Origin of the sequence: Actinopolymorpha singaporensis (assembly GCF_900104745.1) — a bacterium.
Classification (GTDB): Bacteria; Actinomycetota; Actinomycetes; order Propionibacteriales; family Actinopolymorphaceae; genus Actinopolymorpha; species Actinopolymorpha singaporensis.
Map to the genome: position 1 here is coordinate 550,602 of NZ_LT629732.1, position 16,327 is coordinate 566,928.

Sequence of the window (16,327 nt, forward strand, 5' to 3'; positions counted from 1 at the left end):
TCGTCCCGCGTCCTCGAAGGCGGCCGGCGGCTGGGCGTCGGGTCGAGGCGGGCACGACAGGCCCAACGGTACCGAGCGCGGCCACCGGGCCGGTCCGGCAGCCCCGGCGGGCCGGCCTCGCGCCGACCGGCGAGTGATGCCGGAGATCAGTAGGCTTTTCCGGTTGTCGCAGCACAGGCGGCACCAGACGGCGCCACCGCGACGGCGCACCGACGGGAAGTACGGGGGCTCGAGGCTCGTGAACACGCTGGCCCGACGGGAAGCCCGTACCGGTTGCCTGCTGCTCGCCCCCAGCCTGTTCGGTGTCGGCGTGTTCCTGATCCTGCCGGTGTTCGTCGTCCTCGCGCTCAGCCTTACGCAGTGGAACCTCATCAGCCCGGCGAGGTGGGTCGGCCTGGCGAACTTCCGCGACATCCTCACCGACCCGAAGGTCGGCAACTCCGTGCTGGTCACGGCGTTCTTCGTGCTCATCGTCATTCCGGTGCAGACGGTGCTCGGTCTGGTCGCCGCCCTGCTGCTCAACCGGCGGCTGCCCGGGTCGAGCGTCTTCCGGGTCGTCTACGTCATCCCGTGGATCTGCGCGCCGCTTGCTCTCGGCGTGGTGTGGCGGTGGATCTTCGACCCGTCCGACGGTGCCCTGAACGCGCTGACCGGCCAGCGGGTGGAATGGCTGTCCAGTCCCGTTCTGGCACTGCCCGCGGTGGCGTCGGTGACGGTGTGGTCGCAGGTCGGGTACGTCACGTTGTTCTTCCTGGCCGGGCTGAACGCCATCCCGGACCAGCTCTACGAGGCCGCCCGCATCGACGGCGCAGGGTCGCGGCAGGTGTTCTGGCGGATCACCCTTCCGCTGCTGCGGCCGACGACGTTCTTCGTCCTGGTCACCGGGGTGATCTCCAGCTTCCAGGTCTTCGACACGGTCTACGCGATGACGAAGGGCGGGCCGGCCGGGCACACCGACGTGATCGCGTCCCGCATCTACTACGAGGCGTTCGAGGCGTTCCGGCTGGGCCGCGCCGCCGCGCTCGCCGTGTTGCTGTTCGTTCTGCTGGTGGCGGTCACCGTCGGCCAGCAGCTCTACTTCCGCCGGCGGATCACCTATGACCTCTCCTGACCCCTCGACCGCCACCACCGCCACGCCGGGCACCGCGCGTCTATCCGGTCCGGTCGCGGCCGGTGACGCGACACGGACCGGTGGGGCGCCTCGGCCGCAGGTACGCGGAAGCGGACGCCGGCTGGTCGCGAACGCGATGACGTACGTCCTGCTGCTGTTGGGCGCCGTGGTGACGCTCGCGCCGTTCCTGCTGAGCGTGCTCACCTCGGTCCGGTCGGCCAAGCAGTTCGCCACCGGCGGGCCGCTCGCGCTGCCGAACCCGGTGACGTCCGCCAACTACGCCGAACTCTTCGGCGGGCGCTACGACTTCATCCCACCACTGGTGATCACCGTGCAGGTCGTGCTGGTGGTGCTGGTGGGGCAGCTGGTGTTCTCGGTGCTGGCGGCGTACGCGTTCGCGAGGGTGCGCTTTCCCGGCCGGGAAGGGTTGTTCTGGGTCTACCTGGCGACGTTGATGGTGCCGCAGGTGGTGACGCTGATCCCGCTCTACACGATGCTGTCAACCGCGGGTTTGCGGGACACGTTCTGGGGAATCGTGCTGCCGTTCGTGTTCGGTTCGCCGTACGCCATCTTCCTGCTCCGGGAGTACTTCCGCGGCATCCCGGAGGACGTCCTCAGCGCCGCGAAGCTCGACGGCGCGGGGACGCTGCGCACGATCTGGTATGTCGTCGTCCCGATGAGCCGCCCGATCCTCGCCACGCTGGCGATCATCACGGTGGTCTCCCACTGGAACAACTTCCTGTGGCCGCTGATCATCACCAGCAGCACCAAGTGGCAGGTGCTCACCGTGGCGACGGCCAACCTGCAAAGCCAGTACTCCGGAAACTGGACGCTGGTGACGGCCGCGACGACGGTGGCGATGGCGCCGCTGCTCGTGGTCTACCTCGTCTTCCAGCGCCACGTCGTCCGGTCGATCTCGCTCACCGGACTGCGGTAGTCCGAGACGCCGGTCGGCCGACCAGCAAGAAAGAACCCGAAAGGAAAGCCTGTGCGAAAGGCTCGACGGCTCCTCCTCGCCTCCGCCGCGGCGCTGGCCCTGGCGGCCAGTGGCTGCGCGGTCGGCGGCGGTGACACCTCCGGCTCCGGCGACAACGGTGCCGGCGGTGACAGCAAGTCCGGCAAGACGGTGGTCACCTTCCGCCTCTGGGACGACCAGGTGGCGAAGGCGTACGAGAAGTCCTTCCAGCAGTTCGAGAAGAAGAACACCGACATCGACGTCAAGGTCCAGTTGGTGCCGTGGAACGACTACTGGAACAAGCTCACCGCCGACGTCGCCGCCGGCAACGCCTCGGACATCTTCTGGACGAACACCTCCAACTTCGGGATCTACGCCGACAACGCCAACCTGCTCGACGTGGGTTCGGTACTCAAGGCGGAGAAGAAGAACTGGAAGCCCTCGGTCGTCGACCTCTACACCCGCGACGGGAAGCTGTGGGGCGTACCCCAACTGTGGGACTCGATCGGGCTGTACTACAACAAGAAGCTGCTCAAGCAGGCGAACGTCGACCCGGCGTCCCTGCGCTGGAGCCCGAACGGCAAGGGTGACACGTTCCTGCCCGCGGCGAGGAAGCTCACCCTAGACGCCGCCGGCAAGCACCCCGGCCAGCCGGGCTTCGACCCGGACAGGATCAAGCAGTACGGCTACAACGCCAGCCTGGACGCCCAGGGCGTCTACTGGAACTTCGTCGGCTCCAACGGGGCCGTGTGGCAGAAGGGCGACCGGTTCGCCACCGACAACCCGAAGACGAGGGCCTCGATCCAGTACGTCGTCGACCTGATCAACAAGTACCACGTCGCGCCGTCGGCGGCCGACACCAACGACAACGGCGACAAGACGCGGGACCTGTTCGTGCAGGGCAAGCTTGCGATGTTCGAGTCCGGCCCGTACAACCTGAAGACCATCGAGGAGAACGCCGACTTCGACTGGGGTGTCGCCCCGCTTCCGGAGGGGCCGGCCGGCCGGGTCGGCGTCGTCCACGGTGTCGCCGCGGTCGCCTCGGCAAGAACCAGGCACAAGGACGCGGCGACGAAGGTCCTGTCCTGGCTGGGTTCGGCGCAGGGCCAGCGGGCGATCGCCGCGGGCGGGTACGCCTTCCCGGGAGTCACCGCGGACGAGGGAGCGTTCGTCGACTACTGGAAGAAGCAGGGCGTGGACATCACGGCATTCCAGAAGGCGGCCTCGGGCAAGACCTTCCCCGCCCCGGTGGGCCCGCGGGTCAACGCGGGCGCCACCGCGATGGACCCGATCATGAAGGAGATCTTCCTCGGCCGTACGCCGGTCGGGAAGGGCCTGGCCGACGCGCAGCGCGCCGGCAACGAGGCCATCAAGGAGTAGGGCTGCGCTGACAAGCCAGCGTTGACATCAGGCGAACGCCCCACCGGCCGCAGGCCGGTGGGGCGTTCTTCGTACGTTGGCGTTTCGCGTGAGTTTCGCGGAAAGAGCGTCAGCGGGCGGCGGCCAATCGGTCCAGGACCGAGGCGAAGAAGCCGAGCCCGTCGCTGGTCGGCCCGCACAGGGTCTCCACCGCGTGCTCGGGGTGCGGCATCAGGCCGACGACGTTGCCGGCGGCGTTGGTGATGCCGGCGATCCCGCGGTAGGAGCCGTTCGGGTTGTCGCCGAGATAGCGGACGACCACCCGCCCCTCGCCCTCCAGCCGGTCGAGAGTGTCCTCGTCGGCGACGTACCCACCCTCGCCGTTCTTCAGCGGGACGACGATCTCCTGCCCGGCGGTGTAGGCCGAGGTCCACGCGGTCTCGGCGTTGTCCACGCGCAGCCGCTGGTCGCGGCAGACGAACTTGCGCCGGTCGTTGCGGACCAGCGCGCCCGGCAGCAGGTGCGACTCGCACAGGATCTGGAAGCCGTTGCAGATGCCGAGCACCGGCAGGCCCTTCCCGGCCGCCTCGATGACCGGTCCCATGATCGGCGCGAACCGCGCGATCGCTCCGCAGCGCAGGTAGTCGCCGTAGGAGAAACCGCCGGGCAGCACCACCGCGTCCACGCCGGCCAGGTCGGCGTCTCCGTGCCACAGCGCGACCGCCTCGCCGCCGGCGATGCGTACCGCGCGGGCCGCGTCCCGGTCGTCGAGGGAGCCGGGGAAGGTCACCACTCCGATGCGCATGTCAGGCCTGCGTGGTGACGTGCTCGACCCGGACGGTGAAGTCCTCGATCACGGTGTTGGCGAGCAGCGTCTCCGCGGCCCGGCGCAGCTCCGCGAGGCGCTCCTCGGTGAGTTCGCCGTCGACCTCGAGCTCGAACCGCTTGCCCTGGCGTACGTCCGAGATGCCGCCGAACCCGAGCCGCTCCAGCGCACCGGCGACCGCGCGGCCCTGCGGGTCCAGAATCGCCCGTTTCGGCATGACATCGACCACGACCCTGGCCACGGTGCCCCTCTCATGGACGCGAGAACTGCGGCCAAGCCTAGCGAGCGGCGCCACGCGGGCCGCTTCCGCCTCGTGGCGAGTACTCCCACGACGGCATAGAGTGCCCGCTCCGGCAGGTGAGTTGGTTACGAGGGGGCGCGTACATGTCGGCAGGAGCGCATGACCCGGCATCAGCCGAGCCGACGCCACAGCATCGCGTGAACACGGAGAGTCACCATTTGCTCCCTGGTCGTTGGGTGTCACAACCGCACCCGGGCGGCCGGCACGTCGGTCACGACCGCCTGCGCACGCTGCTGTCGCAACTGCCCTCGGAGCCTGCCCGGCCTCGCCCGGACGCCGTGCTGCTCGCCGACACCCGTTCCGGCGACGCCGACGCCTATGCCGAGCTCCTGCGGCGGCACGAACCCGCCGGCCGGCTCCTGCTCGCCTCACTGCCCGAGGACACCGCCGGCGACGCTGCGCCGTCGACAGCCGAGGACCGGCTGCGGGCGGCCGGCGACCAGGTGCTTGCCACCGTTCACGCCGGCACCGGGCCGCGGGCGGCGTTCCGGCCGTTCTTCCTGCGCGCGGTCCTGCGGGTCTCCACCGCCACGTCGCTGGAGGAGGGCAACGGCCTGCGCCGCTCCGACCCCGAACAGGACGCTGCCGACAAGGCCATCGCCCACCTGCCGGAGTCCGTACTCACCGCCCTGTGGCACAGCGCCGTCGAACACGACTCCCCCGAACGCCTCGCCGTCGTGCTGGGCACCGAAGCAGCAGACGCGGCCGTCGCGGGCTACCGCGCCGAGGCGGCGTTCCGCCGCGTCTACGTGCGCCACCTGCTCGACGAACGCGAGGACACCCCGGAGCAGTGCCGGGAGATCCTCGAGGTCCTGGGCCGGCACACCTTCGAGGGGCTGTACGACGAGGAGGCCCAGCACGTCACCGGCCACCTGGAAGTCTGTGCGAACTGCACCGAAATGCACCGGCGGCTGGTCGCGGCCGGCGCCGCCCTGCCGGAGCGGCTGGCAGGACTCGTCCTCGGACCACACGCATCCGGCTACCTCACCGCGCTGCGGCGAGAGGGAGCACCCGTGTTCGCGGTCGTCGACCCGGCCGCCCGCCCGCTGGGTCCGCGGCCGGCGACCGCCTCGTGGTCCGAACGCCTCTCCTCCTCGGGACGGCAGCTGTGGACCGGCTCCTGGACCGGCGCCTGGGCCGGCTCCTGGGCCGGCTCGAGCGTCCTCCGCGGCCGGACCGCCGGCGTCGCCGCCCTCGGCGTACTGGCCGCCGCCTCTGTGGCCACGCTGGCCTGGGGAACCGTGGCGATGATCGGCGGCAGCCCGCCCGTCACCGACGCCGAACACGCCCCGGTGCCCGGCAGCACTGCCGGGGACACCGCGGGCGACGGGCCGCCGGAGGACGACTGGATGGGCTTCGTGCAGGACTCACCGACCGCTCCGGCGGCGGGTGTCCTGGTTCCGACGCCGACCACGGACGCCGTGACACCCGAGGCAGTCGAAGCCGCCCGGCCGGCGGCACGGTCGAACGTCGTCGTCGATCGCCGGTCGGCGCCGCGAACGAAACCAACCGTGACGGACGGGCCACTGCCCACTGCGCCCGTTCCGACGCCGAGCCGAACGGCGACGTCGGCACCGGTTCCTCCGCCGGAACCGGCACCACAACCCACCCGCACCAGCACGCCGGCGCCGCCACCGCCCAGCCATTCGTCGCCGCCGACCTCCGAACCCTCGCCTCCGCCGACCAGCGAGCCGTCGCCTCCGCCGACAACCGAGCCGTCGCCACCGCCGACAACCGAGCCGTCGCCACCGCCGACCAGCGACCCGACACCGCCGCCGGCCGATCCGACACCGCCGCCGGACACGCCGGCCTGACTGGCGCCGAGTCAGGATCGCAGACGGTCAGGACCAGCGCTCGCCGGTGAGGCGTTCGTACGCCTCGACGTAGCGCTGCCGGGTCGCGGCCACCACGTCCGCGGGGACCTCGGGCGCGGGCGCCTGCTTGTTCCAGCCGGTGGAGGTCGCCCAGTCGCGCACGAACTGCTTGTCGTAGGCGAACTGCGTGCGGCCCGGCTCCCAGGAGTCGGCCGGCCAGAACCTCGACGAGTCCGGCGTCAGCAGCTCGTCCGCGATCGTCAGTGTGCCGTCCGGCGCGAAGCCGAACTCCACCTTCGTGTCGGCGATGACGATGCCCCGCTCGGCGGCGATCTCGGCACCCCGGCGGTAGATCGCCACGGTGAGGTCGCGCAGGTCGCTCGCGGTGTCCGCGCCGACCTTCCCGGCGACCTCGGCGTAGGTCATCGGCTGGTCGTGGGCGCCCACCGCCTCCTTGGTGGTGGGGGTGAAGATCGGCTCGGGCAGCCTGGAGCCGTCGACCAGCCCGGGCGGGAGTGGTACGCCGCAGACGGTGCCGCGGTCGGCGTACTCCACCAGGCCCGAGCCCGCGAGGTAGCCGCGTGCGATGCACTCCACCGGCACCATGGAAAGCCGCCGGCACCGGATCGCCCGGCCGCCGAACTCCGCCGGGACGTCGGTGCTGGACAGCACGTGGTTGGGGGCGAGGTCGGCCAGGCGTTCGAACCACCACAGCGACAGGGCGGTGAGGATCCGCCCCTTGTCCGGGATCGGAGTGGGGAGTACGACGTCGTAGACCGAGATCCGGTCCGAGGCGACCAGGATCAGGTCGTCGCCGTCGGTGTAGATGTCGCGGACCTTGCCGGAGTAGAGGTGGGTGAGGCCGGGCGGCGGTGCGGGCTCGCTCATGACCCGATCCTCCCAGAACGGGTCACGGCCGGGCGGCCGGGCTGCGGTCAGACTCGACGACCGTCTCGAGGGGCCATCAGCGCGAGCGCGTCCGCGTCGGAGGCCCGGGAACGCAGGTAGTAGTCGGCCCATTCGGCCGCTTCGGGGAACCCGGACTCCCGGCCAACGCGCACGCACGCGGCGTCCACGTCGAAGTCGGTCACGCGCAGGCTCACCCCCGGACCGAGCAGTGCCCAGTGCGCACCCGCCCCGCCGTAGGGCATGCCCACGCTGCCGGGGTTGACGACCAGCCGGCGGTGCGCGAGACGGGCGTACGGCATGTGGGTGTGCCCGCAGACGACCGTGCGTACGGCGTGGTCGAGGCCGGCCAGCACCTCGCTCCACCGGTCCAGCCGGGAGTCGACCACGACGACCTCCTCGTCGTCGCGTGGCGTCGCGTGGCAGAAAACGGTCGGCCCGAGCCCGGCGATGTCCAGCACCACCGACGTGGGCAGCTCCGCGAGCAGTGTCAATTGGTCCTTGCGCAGCTGCCCCGCCGCCCAGCGGGCCACCGGGTCGTCGGTGGCCATCGTCCCGGTGGCGGCGTACTCCACCAGCTCGCGGTCGGCGTTGCCGCGTACCCACACCGCGCGGTCGCCGAGTGCCGCCAGCGCGTCGAGTGTCTCCACCGGCTGCGGCCCGGCGGCGAGATCGCCGGTGAGCACGATCCGGTCGGCGGCGGCGACGTCCGGCTCGGCCAGGACCGCCTCGAGGGCGGGCAGCACACCGTGGATGTCGGACAGGACGGCGACGGTTCGCGACGGCATGCGCCGAAGTCTGGCCGGTACGCCGCGGGCCTGCCAGGACTCTTCGCTGTCGGCGGAACCAGGACGGGCTACCCGATGCCCACCTCCGCCTGCCAGGACCGGTGCCGTGCGGTGAGTTCGGCGACGAGTTCGGGATGCTCGGCGGCGAGGTCGCGTTCCTCGCCCACGTCCTCGCCCAGGTGGGTGAGCCGGTCGCCGACGCCGACCTCGGCGTGTTCGGTCCGCAGCAGCGCCTGCGCGTGGGGGCCGTCGTCGGCGTGCCGGAGCTTCCAGTCACCGAACCGCACCGCCCACTGGAAGCCGCAGTCCCAGTGCAGCGCGTCGTGCCCGGGCGCGTCCGGCTCACCCCGCAGCGCGGGCAGCTGGTCGACGCCGTCGCTGTGCTCCCACGCGGCCGGGTCGGCGCCCGCGGCGGACAGCAACGTGGGATACAGGTCCAGCGTGCTCACCAGCCGGTCGGTCGACCGCGCGTCCGGCGGGCCGCCAGGCGCCGCGCCCGAGGCCCCGCCGACGCCGCCGGCCGGCCAGCGGACCAGGAACGGCACCCGGATCCCGCCCTCCCACAGCGTGTACTTCGTCCCGCGCAAGGGCGTGTTGACACCGAAGTTGCAGGTGGAGCCGCCGTTGTCGGTGGTGTAGACGACGATCGTGTCGTCGGCCAAGCCGCGGCTTTCCAGTTCGTCCAGCAGCCGGCCGATCTGGGCGTCCATGAGTTCGAGCTGGGCGAGGTAGTACGCCCGCCCGTCGGGCAGGCCGGGCCAGATCGCGCCGTCGTACCAGTCGACGTACTCAGACACCGACGGGTCCCAGTCGTCGACCTTCGCCAACCCGCGCTTGACAAGCTCCTCCTCCGGCAGCTGGAAGCAGAAGTTGTGCACCGCGTTGAACGCCATCATCAAGAAGAAGGGCTCGTCCTCGTGCCGGGCAACGAAGTCGCGTGCCCGGGCGCCGATCTCGTCGGTCAGGAAGCCCTCGAGGTCGGACTCCTCGTCACCGTCGAGCATCGGCTGCACCGCCATCCGCCACGACGCCTCCGGCCCGTACCGCTCCACCGCCGCCTTGGAGTGGTGCAGGTAGTTGAGCCGGCCCATCTGCTGCCCGGCCAGGCCGTACCAGCTCTCGGCGAAGCCGTGGTGCGGCGGACAGGCTCGGTCACCGCGTCCCTCGCCGCCGTAGTGGACCTTGCCCAGGTAGCCGGTGGCGTAGCCGAGGTCGGTGAAGCGTTCGGCCAGCGAGGGCAGGTGGTCGGGGAACGCGCTGGTGTCGAACCACCGGGCGCCCCACCGCTGCTGGTACTGCCCGCCGATCAGGCCGGCGCGTGACGGGCTGCAGATCGGCGCGGTGACGTACGCCTGGGAGCAGGTGACGCCGGTGGCCGCCAGCCGGTCCAGTCCGGGAGTACGCACCTGGGGGTCGATGCCGAGGGCGCCGCGGTCGGCGTACCCGTGGTCGTCGGACACGATGAGGACGACGTTCGGACGCCGGGTGTTCGGAGGTGAGGAAGCTCGGGCCATGACCGAAATCCTCCCGCCGACGTGGGGCTGTCCCGCAACGGGTACGGCGATAACGTCGATCCGGTGACCACACCTGGACAGCCTGGACAGCCTGGACAGCCTGAGCGAACCAGCCGGCCCGGACAGCTCCACCACGTCGAACTCTGGGTCGCCGACCTGGCCGCCACCAGGCAGAGCCTGGGCTGGCTGCTGGGCGAGCTCGGCTGGACGGTCTTCCAGGACTGGCCGGCCGGGGTCAGCTGGCGGCTGGGGGCGACCTACCTCGTCGCCGAGCAGTCGCCCGCCCTGCGGCCCGGCCCGCACGACCGCTGCCGCCCGGGCCTGAACCACCTGGCGTTCCACGTAGCCGGCCGGGCCGAGGTCGACCGGTTGGTCGCCGCCGCACCCGGACACGGGTGGGACCTGATGTTCGCCGACCGGCACCCCCACGCGGGCGGCCCCGAGCACTACGCGGGCTACCTCGAGGACGGCCAGGGCTTCGAGGTGGAACTCGTCGCCGGCTAGAGCAGGCCGGCCATCAGCACCGCGAGGGCCCTGGCGTCGTCGGAGCCGTGCCCGGCGGCCATCGCCCGCTGGCAGGCCTCCCGGGCCGCAGCGGTCAGGGCGAGGTCGCCGGCCTCGGCGAGGCACAGGTCGAGGTCCTTGCGCAGCAGGCCGAGCTCGAAGTTCGCCGGTTGCGGTTTGCCACTGTCCATGATCGCCCGGATCGGCGGGAACGCCGCGCCGAGCGGGCTGGCCTCGATGAGGGAGTCGACCAGCGACTGCTCCAGGTCCAGCACGCGGCCCAGCCGCAGCGCCTCCCCGATGGCCGCGATCGAGGTGCCCAGGGTGAGGTTGACGACGAGCTTCGCGGCGCTGCCGGTGCCGACCGGGCCCACCAGGTCCACCTTGTCCGGGTCGCCCCACAGTCCCAGCAGCGGACGGGCGCGCTCGAAGTCGGCGGGATCACCGCCTGCGAACACCCGCAGCGTCCCCTCGGTGGCCGGGGCGACCGAGCCGTAGACCGGCGCGTCGACGTAGTGCAGGTCGTGCCCGCCCAGTTGGGCCGCGATCTCGCGGGAGGCGGTCGGCCCGATGGTGCTCGAGTCGATCACCAGCGTGCCGGGCTCGGCGGTGGCCACCACGCCGTGGTCGGGGTCGAACAGCACCTCGCCGACGGCGTCGGGCGTGGCCAGCATGAGGACGACGACCTGGCGGCCGGCCGCCGCCCGCGCCGGGGTGTCGGCGACCTGGGCGCCGTCCCGCCCGAGCGGCTCGGCCTTGTCGCGGGTGCGGTTCCACACCGCCAGGTCGTATCCGGCGGCCAGCACGTGGCGGGCCATCGGCGCACCCATCCGGCCAAGTCCTAGGAAGGCCACTCGCGGGAGGTTCGTGTCGGACATCGGTGCTCCAAGCTGTCGGGGACGCTGGTGTCAGGGCGTAAGGAGTCATCGCCTCGGCCCGTACGCCCGGTAGCACCATTCCTCGTTCCAGACGTGCGGATACACCCCGTGCTGGAAGTACGCCGCGACGGAGCGGATGGGGTACGCCGCGTGGTCGTGCCAGAACCACCAGAACGGCAGGACCGCCGCCAGCGCGTAGTTGACCAGCACCGACGGCACGTACGCGGGGCCGAGCAGCCGGGCCTGCAGGACGTGGCCGCGTTCGTGCGCGAGCAGCGCCCGGGCGGCCGTCGAGCAGGGGGAGTCGTCGGGGGCGCCGGGGATCCCGGCGACCACGGTGCCGACCGTGGTGACGTACCTGACGCCGCCCACCGCCGGCAGCGTCCCCCTGGCCAGGTGCACGGTGCCGCCGTACCGGCTCAGGTCGGCGACCACGCGGTTTCCGGCGAGCAGGTTGCCGGTGAGCAGGACCGCGCCCAGCCAGGTGTTCGGCAGGCTCCAGGTGAGGTCGGTGGCGTACCGCGCGAGCCCCCGGGCAGAGCTGAGGTCGTACGGCACGAACGCCGCGACCGCCCACCCGAAGACCGCGCCGGGTACGCCACCGGCCACCAGTCCGGCGACCAGCCCGGAGCTGCCGCCCGCCAGAGCGCCGAGCGCACTGCCGACGCCGGTCGGCACCGCGGCCGCGACGATGCCGGCGCAGATCTCGGTCCATCGCCTCATCGCCGGCGGCTCCTCCCCCGCGCAGGGTCCCGTCCTAGAGGATCGCCTCGGGGGTGTACGCCGCCGCCTCCGGATAGCGCTCGGCCACTTCCTGCGCGCGGCGTACGACCTCGGCCACCTGCGCCGACGCCGCGCCGGTGAACGTCAGCGGGTCGTCGACCAGAGCGTCCAGCTCGCCCCGGGACAGGCCGAGCCGGCCGTCGTCGGCGAGCCGGTCGAACAGGTCGTTGCGGTCGACGCCCTTCTCCCGCATCTCCAGCGCGACCCCGACCGCGTGCTCCTTGATCACCTCGTGCGCGGTCTCCCGGCCGACGCCGCGGCGCACCGCCGCCATCAGGATCTTGGTGGTGGCGAGGAACGGCAGGTAGCGGTCGAGCTCGCGCTGCACGACGGCGGGGAACGCGCCGAAGTCGGCGACCACGGTGAGGAACGTCTGGAACAACCCGTCAGCAGCGAAGAACGCGTCCGGCAGGGCGACCCGGCGGACCACCGAACAGGACACGTCGCCCTCGTTCCACTGGTCGCCGGCGAGTTCGCCGACCATCGACAGGTAGCCGCGCAGCACCACGGCCAGTCCGTTCACGCGTTCACACGAGCGGGTGTTCATCTTGTGCGGCATCGCCGACGAGCCGACCTGGCCGGGCTGGAAGCCCTCGGTGACCAGCTCGTTCCCGGCCATCAGCCGCACGGTGGTGGCGAAGCTGGACGGCGCGGCGGAGGCCTGGACCAGCGCGGAGAGTACGTCGAAGTCCAGCGACCTCGGATAGACCTGGCCCACGCTGGTGAGGACGCGTTCGAAGCCGAGGTGCTCGCTGACCCGGCGTTCGAGGGCGGCCAGCCGCTCCGCGTCCCCGTCGAGCAGGTCCAGCTGGTCCTGCGCGGTACCGACGGGTCCCTTGATCCCCCGCAGCGGGTAGCGGGCGAGCAGGTCCTCCAGGCGTTCCAGGGCGACCAGCAGCTCGTCGGCCGCGGAGGCGAACCGCTTGCCGAGCGTGGTCGCCTGCGCCGCGACGTTGTGGCTGCGCCCGGCCATCACCAGCGTGGAGTACTCGGCGGCCCGGTCGGCGAGGCGTACGACCGTGGCGACCACCCGGTCGCGGACCAGCTCCAGCGAGGCCCGCACCTGCAGCTGCTCGACGTTCTCGGTGAGGTCACGGCTGGTCATGCCCTTGTGGATGTGTTCGTGGCCGGCGAGCGCGCAGAACTCCTCGATCCGGGCCTTCACGTCGTGGCGGGTCACCTTCTCCCGCTCCCGGATGGAGTCGAGGTCCACCTGGTCGACGACGCGTTCGTACGCCTCGACGACTCCGTCGGGCACCTCGACGCCCAGCTCCTGCTGGGCCCGGAGCACGGCCAGCCACAGGCGGCGTTCGAGAACGATCTTGTGCGCGGGCGACCACAGGTGGGCCAGCGGGGCGGAGGCGTAGCGGGCGGCGAGGACGTCGGGGATCACAGGCTGCGGCACGCCACCCATTGTCTCCCGGCTCCGGGAGCGGTCGGCGTCCGGGCACCGGGCACGCTCGGCAGGCGCGAAACCGCCACGAACCAGGGCGAACAAGGGCGCCGGACGCACCTGGCGGACGCCGTCCGGTGAGCACCAGCCGGGCGGCATACGCTGGCAGCCATGACTACACCCGCACGTGTCGCCGTTCAGATCCAACCGCAGCACGCCGACTACGCCCAGATCCGGCGAGCGGTCGCGGCCGCCGAGGAGGCCGGGGTCGACGTCGTTTACAACTGGGACCACTTCTTCCCGCTGTCCGGTGAGCCGGACGGCAAGCACTTCGAGTGCTGGACCATGCTCGGCGCATGGGCCGAGGCGACCTCCCGGGTCGAGATCGGCGCACTCGTCACCTGCAACAGCTACCGCAACCCCGAGTTGCTCGCCGACATGGCCCGCACGGTGGACCACATCAGCGACGGCCGGCTCATCCTCGGCATCGGCGCCGGCTGGTTCGAGCGCGACTACAACGAGTACGGCTACGAGTTCGGCACCGCCGGCAGCCGGCTCAACGAACTGTCCGAGGCACTCCCCCGGATCACCTCGCGGTGGGAGAAGCTCAACCCCAAGCCGACCCGCGACATCCCGATCCTGATCGGTGGCGGCGGGGAGAAGAAGACCCTCCGCTACACCGCCGAGTACGCCTCGATCTGGCACGGCTTCGGCGACGCCGAGACGCTCGCGCACAAGCGGGACGTGCTGGACCGCTGGTGCGGTGAGATCGGCCGGGACCCGGCCGAGATCGAGCGCTCCGCCGGGGTCAGCGGCTCCCCCGACGAGGTGGCCGAGGGCATGGTGGCCGCGGGGATCACGCAGTTCACGGTCGGCGTGTCCGGCCCGGACTACGACCTCGCCGAGGTCCGCGACTGGATCGACTGGCGCGACGACCACAACAAGCAGCTCACCGCGAGCTGAGCACGGCACGTACCCGACAAGGCGGTCCCGGCGCCGGCCAGACGCCGGGACCGCCTCGTGTCCGGGGACCTGTGCGATGGGTAATTCCGCGAACACGTCAATCCCGGCTCCGGTGGGTGGTGCATCCGTAGCGTGGTGCGGGTACGCCGGAAGCAGACGGTGAACGACGCGGACCTACCGCGCCGACGGGAAAGACGACCGGAACCGGGGGCCACCATGGACATGCCCGTCGTGCAGAGCTGTGCGGCCGAATCCTGCGCCTACAACCGCGACCAGACCTGCCACGCGTGGGCCATCACCATCGGGGACGCGCAGATGGCCGCCTGCGACACCTTCTTCGGGATTCCCCGCAAGGGCGGAGCGCCGACGCCGGCCGGTCAGGTCGGCGCCTGCAAGATGGACGACTGCACCTACAACGTCGACCTGGAGTGCCAGGCGCCGGGCATCAGCGTCGGCCGCACGCGCGACTCCGCGGAGTGCATGACGTACCAGCGCTCCTGAGTCACGCGCTGGACGCCGCGCTCGGCGCCCGCCGTCACGACGTGGGGACGACGATCTCGCCCAGTGCGGCCCTGGCGGCGATGTCGCTGCGGTGGTGGGCGCCCTCGACGGAGATCCGGGCGACCGCGTCGTAGGCCCGGTCCCTTGCCAGCCGCAGGTCGGACCCGTACGCCGTCACCGCGAGCACCCGCCCGCCGGCGGTGACAAGCCGGCCGTCGGCGTCCCGCGCCGTCCCCGCGTGGATGACGTCGACACCCTCCAGGTGGTGGGCCTCCTCCGCCCCCTCGATCAGGTCGCCGTGCCGGGCGCTCTCGGGGTATCCGGCGGAGGAGACCACCACCGTGACCGCCGCTCCGTTCCGCCACCGCGGCGGCTCCGCGCCGGCGAGGCCGCCGGTCGCCGCGGCGTACAGCAGCCGACCGAGTGGCGACTCGAGCAGCGCCAGCACGACCTGGGTCTCCGGGTCGCCGAACCGGCAGTTGAACTCGATCACCCGGACGCCGCGCGCGGTGAGCGCGAGTCCGGCGTAGAGCACGCCGACGAACGGTGTGCCCCGGCGCCGCAACTCCTCGACCGTGGGTTGCAGCACGCGCGCCACCACGTCGTCGACGAACCCGGGCGGCGTCCAGTCCAGTGGTGCGTACGCGCCCATTCCGCCGGTGTTGGGTCCGGAGTCGCCCTCGCCGACCCGCTTGAAATCTTGCGCGGGCAGCAGGGGTACGACCGTGGTCCCGTCGCAGATGCCGAACAGCGACACCTCCGGGCCGGCGAGGAACTCCTCGACCACCACGCGTTCACACGCGGCCGCGTGCGCGAGCGCCGCGTCCCGGTCGTTGGTCACCACGACGCCCTTGCCGGCCGCGAGCCCGTCGTCCTTCACGACGTACGGCGGACCGAACGCGTCCAGCGCGGCGGCCACCTGCTCGGGCTTCTCGCACACGTGCGCCATCGCGGTGGGCACGCCGGCGGCCGCCATCACCTCCTTGGCGAACGCCTTCGACCCCTCGATCCGGGCGGCCGCGGCGAACGGCCCGAAGCAGGCGATCCCGCGTTCGCGTACCGCGTCGGCCGCACCGGCCACCAGCGGCGCCTCCGGCCCGATCACCACCAGGTCGACGCCCAGCCGCGCCGCGAGACCGGCGATCGCGGCGTTGTCGGCGAGGTCCAGCGGATGAGTTTCGGCGAGCGGCTCCATGCCGACGTTGCCGGGCGCCACGTGCAGGGCGGACACGTCCGGATCGCGCGACAGAGCGAGAGCGAGCGCGTGCTCACGGCCACCGGACCCGACGAGGAGTACGTCCATGGTCACGACCCTAGGGTCAGCCCGGGCCGGGCAGGTGAGGCGGGTAGACGGTACGCGGGCCGACCACCTCCGCGCCGAGGGCGCGGACGCGAGTACGCAGTCCCCGGTCGGCGGTCACGACGACGACTCGCCGCACGTCGGGCTCGGACGAACGCACCAGGTCCACGATCGCGTCGTCGCCGGAGCCGCGGGCCGGAACGACCCGAACAGTCGGCGTACCGGCAACGTCCCGCGCCGCCCCCTCGGTGACCAGGACGACCTCGACGGGAGGGTCGACCACACCGGGCAGCCCGGCCGCGGCGACATCACCCAGCGCGTCCCGGACCCGTCCGGCCGCACCGGAGCGATCCCGCCACCAGCCGTCCGGCACCGAACCCATCACGTTGGCAGCGTCCACCACCACCAGCGGGGGCAGGTCGCCGCTCATG

The 16,327-nt window shown here is 71.9% G+C and carries 17 protein-coding genes; 7 read left to right on the forward strand and 10 right to left on the reverse strand.

Translation table 11 applies throughout. The features are described 5' to 3' along the window. Nucleotides 1-238 precede the first annotated feature (238 nt). Genes BLU27_RS02490 through BLU27_RS02500 form a run of 3 tightly spaced genes read left to right on the forward strand, consistent with a single transcriptional unit; the run spans nt 239 to nt 3,446 of the window. Entirely contained in the window at nt 239-1,111 is an 873-nt protein-coding gene (locus BLU27_RS02490) for a carbohydrate ABC transporter permease (RefSeq protein WP_197681643.1), read from the forward strand. After that, nucleotides 1,098-2,048 (forward strand): carbohydrate ABC transporter permease, encoded by a 951-nt coding sequence (locus BLU27_RS02495; protein ID WP_197681644.1) that lies wholly within the window; start codon nt 1,098-1,100, stop codon nt 2,046-2,048. The genes BLU27_RS02490 and BLU27_RS02495 overlap by 14 nt, the downstream gene beginning before the upstream one ends. A gap of 51 nt (nt 2,049-2,099) precedes the next feature. After that, nucleotides 2,100-3,446 carry an ABC transporter substrate-binding protein gene (locus tag BLU27_RS02500; RefSeq protein ID WP_092650169.1) on the forward strand — a complete coding sequence of 449 codons (1,347 nt, stop codon included), beginning with the start codon at nt 2,100-2,102 and terminating at the stop codon, nt 3,444-3,446. A gap of 109 nt (nt 3,447-3,555) precedes the next feature. On the opposite strand, the gene purQ is transcribed toward BLU27_RS02500, so the two are convergent. Both purQ and purS read right to left on the reverse strand, forming a co-directional pair. Next, nucleotides 3,556-4,230 carry a phosphoribosylformylglycinamidine synthase subunit PurQ gene (gene purQ / locus BLU27_RS02505; protein ID WP_092650171.1) on the reverse strand — a complete coding sequence of 225 codons (675 nt, stop codon included), beginning with the start codon at nt 4,228-4,230 and terminating at the stop codon, nt 3,556-3,558. A 1-nt stretch (nt 4,231) separates the two neighbouring features. After that, complete coding sequence (gene purS, locus BLU27_RS02510) at nt 4,232-4,492, reverse strand: phosphoribosylformylglycinamidine synthase subunit PurS (RefSeq protein ID WP_092650173.1); 261 nt, start codon at nt 4,490-4,492, stop codon at nt 4,232-4,234. A 236-nt stretch (nt 4,493-4,728) separates the two neighbouring features. On the opposite strand from purS, the gene BLU27_RS02515 reads away from it, so the two are divergent. Continuing rightward, complete coding sequence (locus tag BLU27_RS02515; RefSeq protein ID WP_092650175.1) at nt 4,729-6,366, forward strand: hypothetical protein; 1,638 nt, start codon at nt 4,729-4,731, stop codon at nt 6,364-6,366. A 27-nt stretch (nt 6,367-6,393) separates the two neighbouring features. On the opposite strand, the gene BLU27_RS02520 is transcribed toward BLU27_RS02515, so the two are convergent. From BLU27_RS02520 to BLU27_RS02530, 3 genes are all read right to left on the reverse strand, one after another. Then, on the reverse strand, nt 6,394-7,254 hold the full coding sequence (locus BLU27_RS02520; RefSeq protein ID WP_092650177.1) for a phosphoribosylaminoimidazolesuccinocarboxamide synthase: 861 nt from the start codon (nt 7,252-7,254) through the stop codon (nt 6,394-6,396). 47 nt (nt 7,255-7,301) lie between these two features. After that, nucleotides 7,302-8,060 carry a metallophosphoesterase family protein gene (locus BLU27_RS02525; protein ID WP_092650179.1) on the reverse strand — a complete coding sequence of 253 codons (759 nt, stop codon included), beginning with the start codon at nt 8,058-8,060 and terminating at the stop codon, nt 7,302-7,304. 68 nt (nt 8,061-8,128) lie between these two features. Next, nucleotides 8,129-9,574 carry a sulfatase family protein gene (locus BLU27_RS02530; RefSeq protein WP_092650181.1) on the reverse strand — a complete coding sequence of 482 codons (1,446 nt, stop codon included), beginning with the start codon at nt 9,572-9,574 and terminating at the stop codon, nt 8,129-8,131. A 63-nt stretch (nt 9,575-9,637) separates the two neighbouring features. Here BLU27_RS02530 and BLU27_RS02535 point away from each other — a divergent pair, with 63 nt between their 5' ends. Then, a complete protein-coding gene (locus BLU27_RS02535; protein WP_092657070.1) occupies nt 9,638-10,078 on the forward strand; it encodes a VOC family protein in 441 nt (146 codons plus the stop codon). Here the strand turns inward: BLU27_RS02535 and BLU27_RS02540 are convergent. The 3 genes from BLU27_RS02540 to purB are packed head-to-tail and all read right to left on the reverse strand — an operon-like array spanning nt 10,075 to nt 13,153. Then, complete coding sequence (locus tag BLU27_RS02540) at nt 10,075-10,956, reverse strand: NAD(P)-dependent oxidoreductase (protein ID WP_092650183.1); 882 nt, start codon at nt 10,954-10,956, stop codon at nt 10,075-10,077. The two genes, BLU27_RS02535 and BLU27_RS02540, sit on opposite strands and share 4 nt — an antisense overlap. 45 nt (nt 10,957-11,001) lie before the next feature. Beyond that, nucleotides 11,002-11,679 carry a hypothetical protein gene (locus BLU27_RS02545; protein WP_092650185.1) on the reverse strand — a complete coding sequence of 226 codons (678 nt, stop codon included), beginning with the start codon at nt 11,677-11,679 and terminating at the stop codon, nt 11,002-11,004. Between the two features lie 34 nt (nt 11,680-11,713). Beyond that, entirely contained in the window at nt 11,714-13,153 is a 1,440-nt protein-coding gene (gene purB, locus BLU27_RS02550; RefSeq protein WP_092650187.1) for an adenylosuccinate lyase, read from the reverse strand. Between the two features lie 150 nt (nt 13,154-13,303). Here purB and BLU27_RS02555 point away from each other — a divergent pair, with 150 nt between their 5' ends. Then, complete coding sequence (locus BLU27_RS02555) at nt 13,304-14,095, forward strand: LLM class F420-dependent oxidoreductase (protein ID WP_092650189.1); 792 nt, start codon at nt 13,304-13,306, stop codon at nt 14,093-14,095. Nucleotides 14,096-14,317: 222 nt separating this feature from the next. Beyond that, entirely contained in the window at nt 14,318-14,596 is a 279-nt protein-coding gene (locus tag BLU27_RS02560; protein ID WP_241827745.1) for a DUF1540 domain-containing protein, read from the forward strand. Nucleotides 14,597-14,630: 34 nt separating this feature from the next. Here the strand turns inward: BLU27_RS02560 and purD are convergent, their stop codons facing one another. After that, on the reverse strand, nt 14,631-15,899 hold the full coding sequence (gene purD / locus BLU27_RS02565) for a phosphoribosylamine--glycine ligase (protein WP_092650193.1): 1,269 nt from the start codon (nt 15,897-15,899) through the stop codon (nt 14,631-14,633). Between the two features lie 16 nt (nt 15,900-15,915). Further along, nucleotides 15,916-16,326: a PIN domain-containing protein gene (locus BLU27_RS02570; protein WP_092650195.1), complete on the reverse strand. Its 411-nt coding sequence runs from the start codon at nt 16,324-16,326 to the stop codon at nt 15,916-15,918. Nucleotide 16,327: the final 1 nt, after the last annotated feature.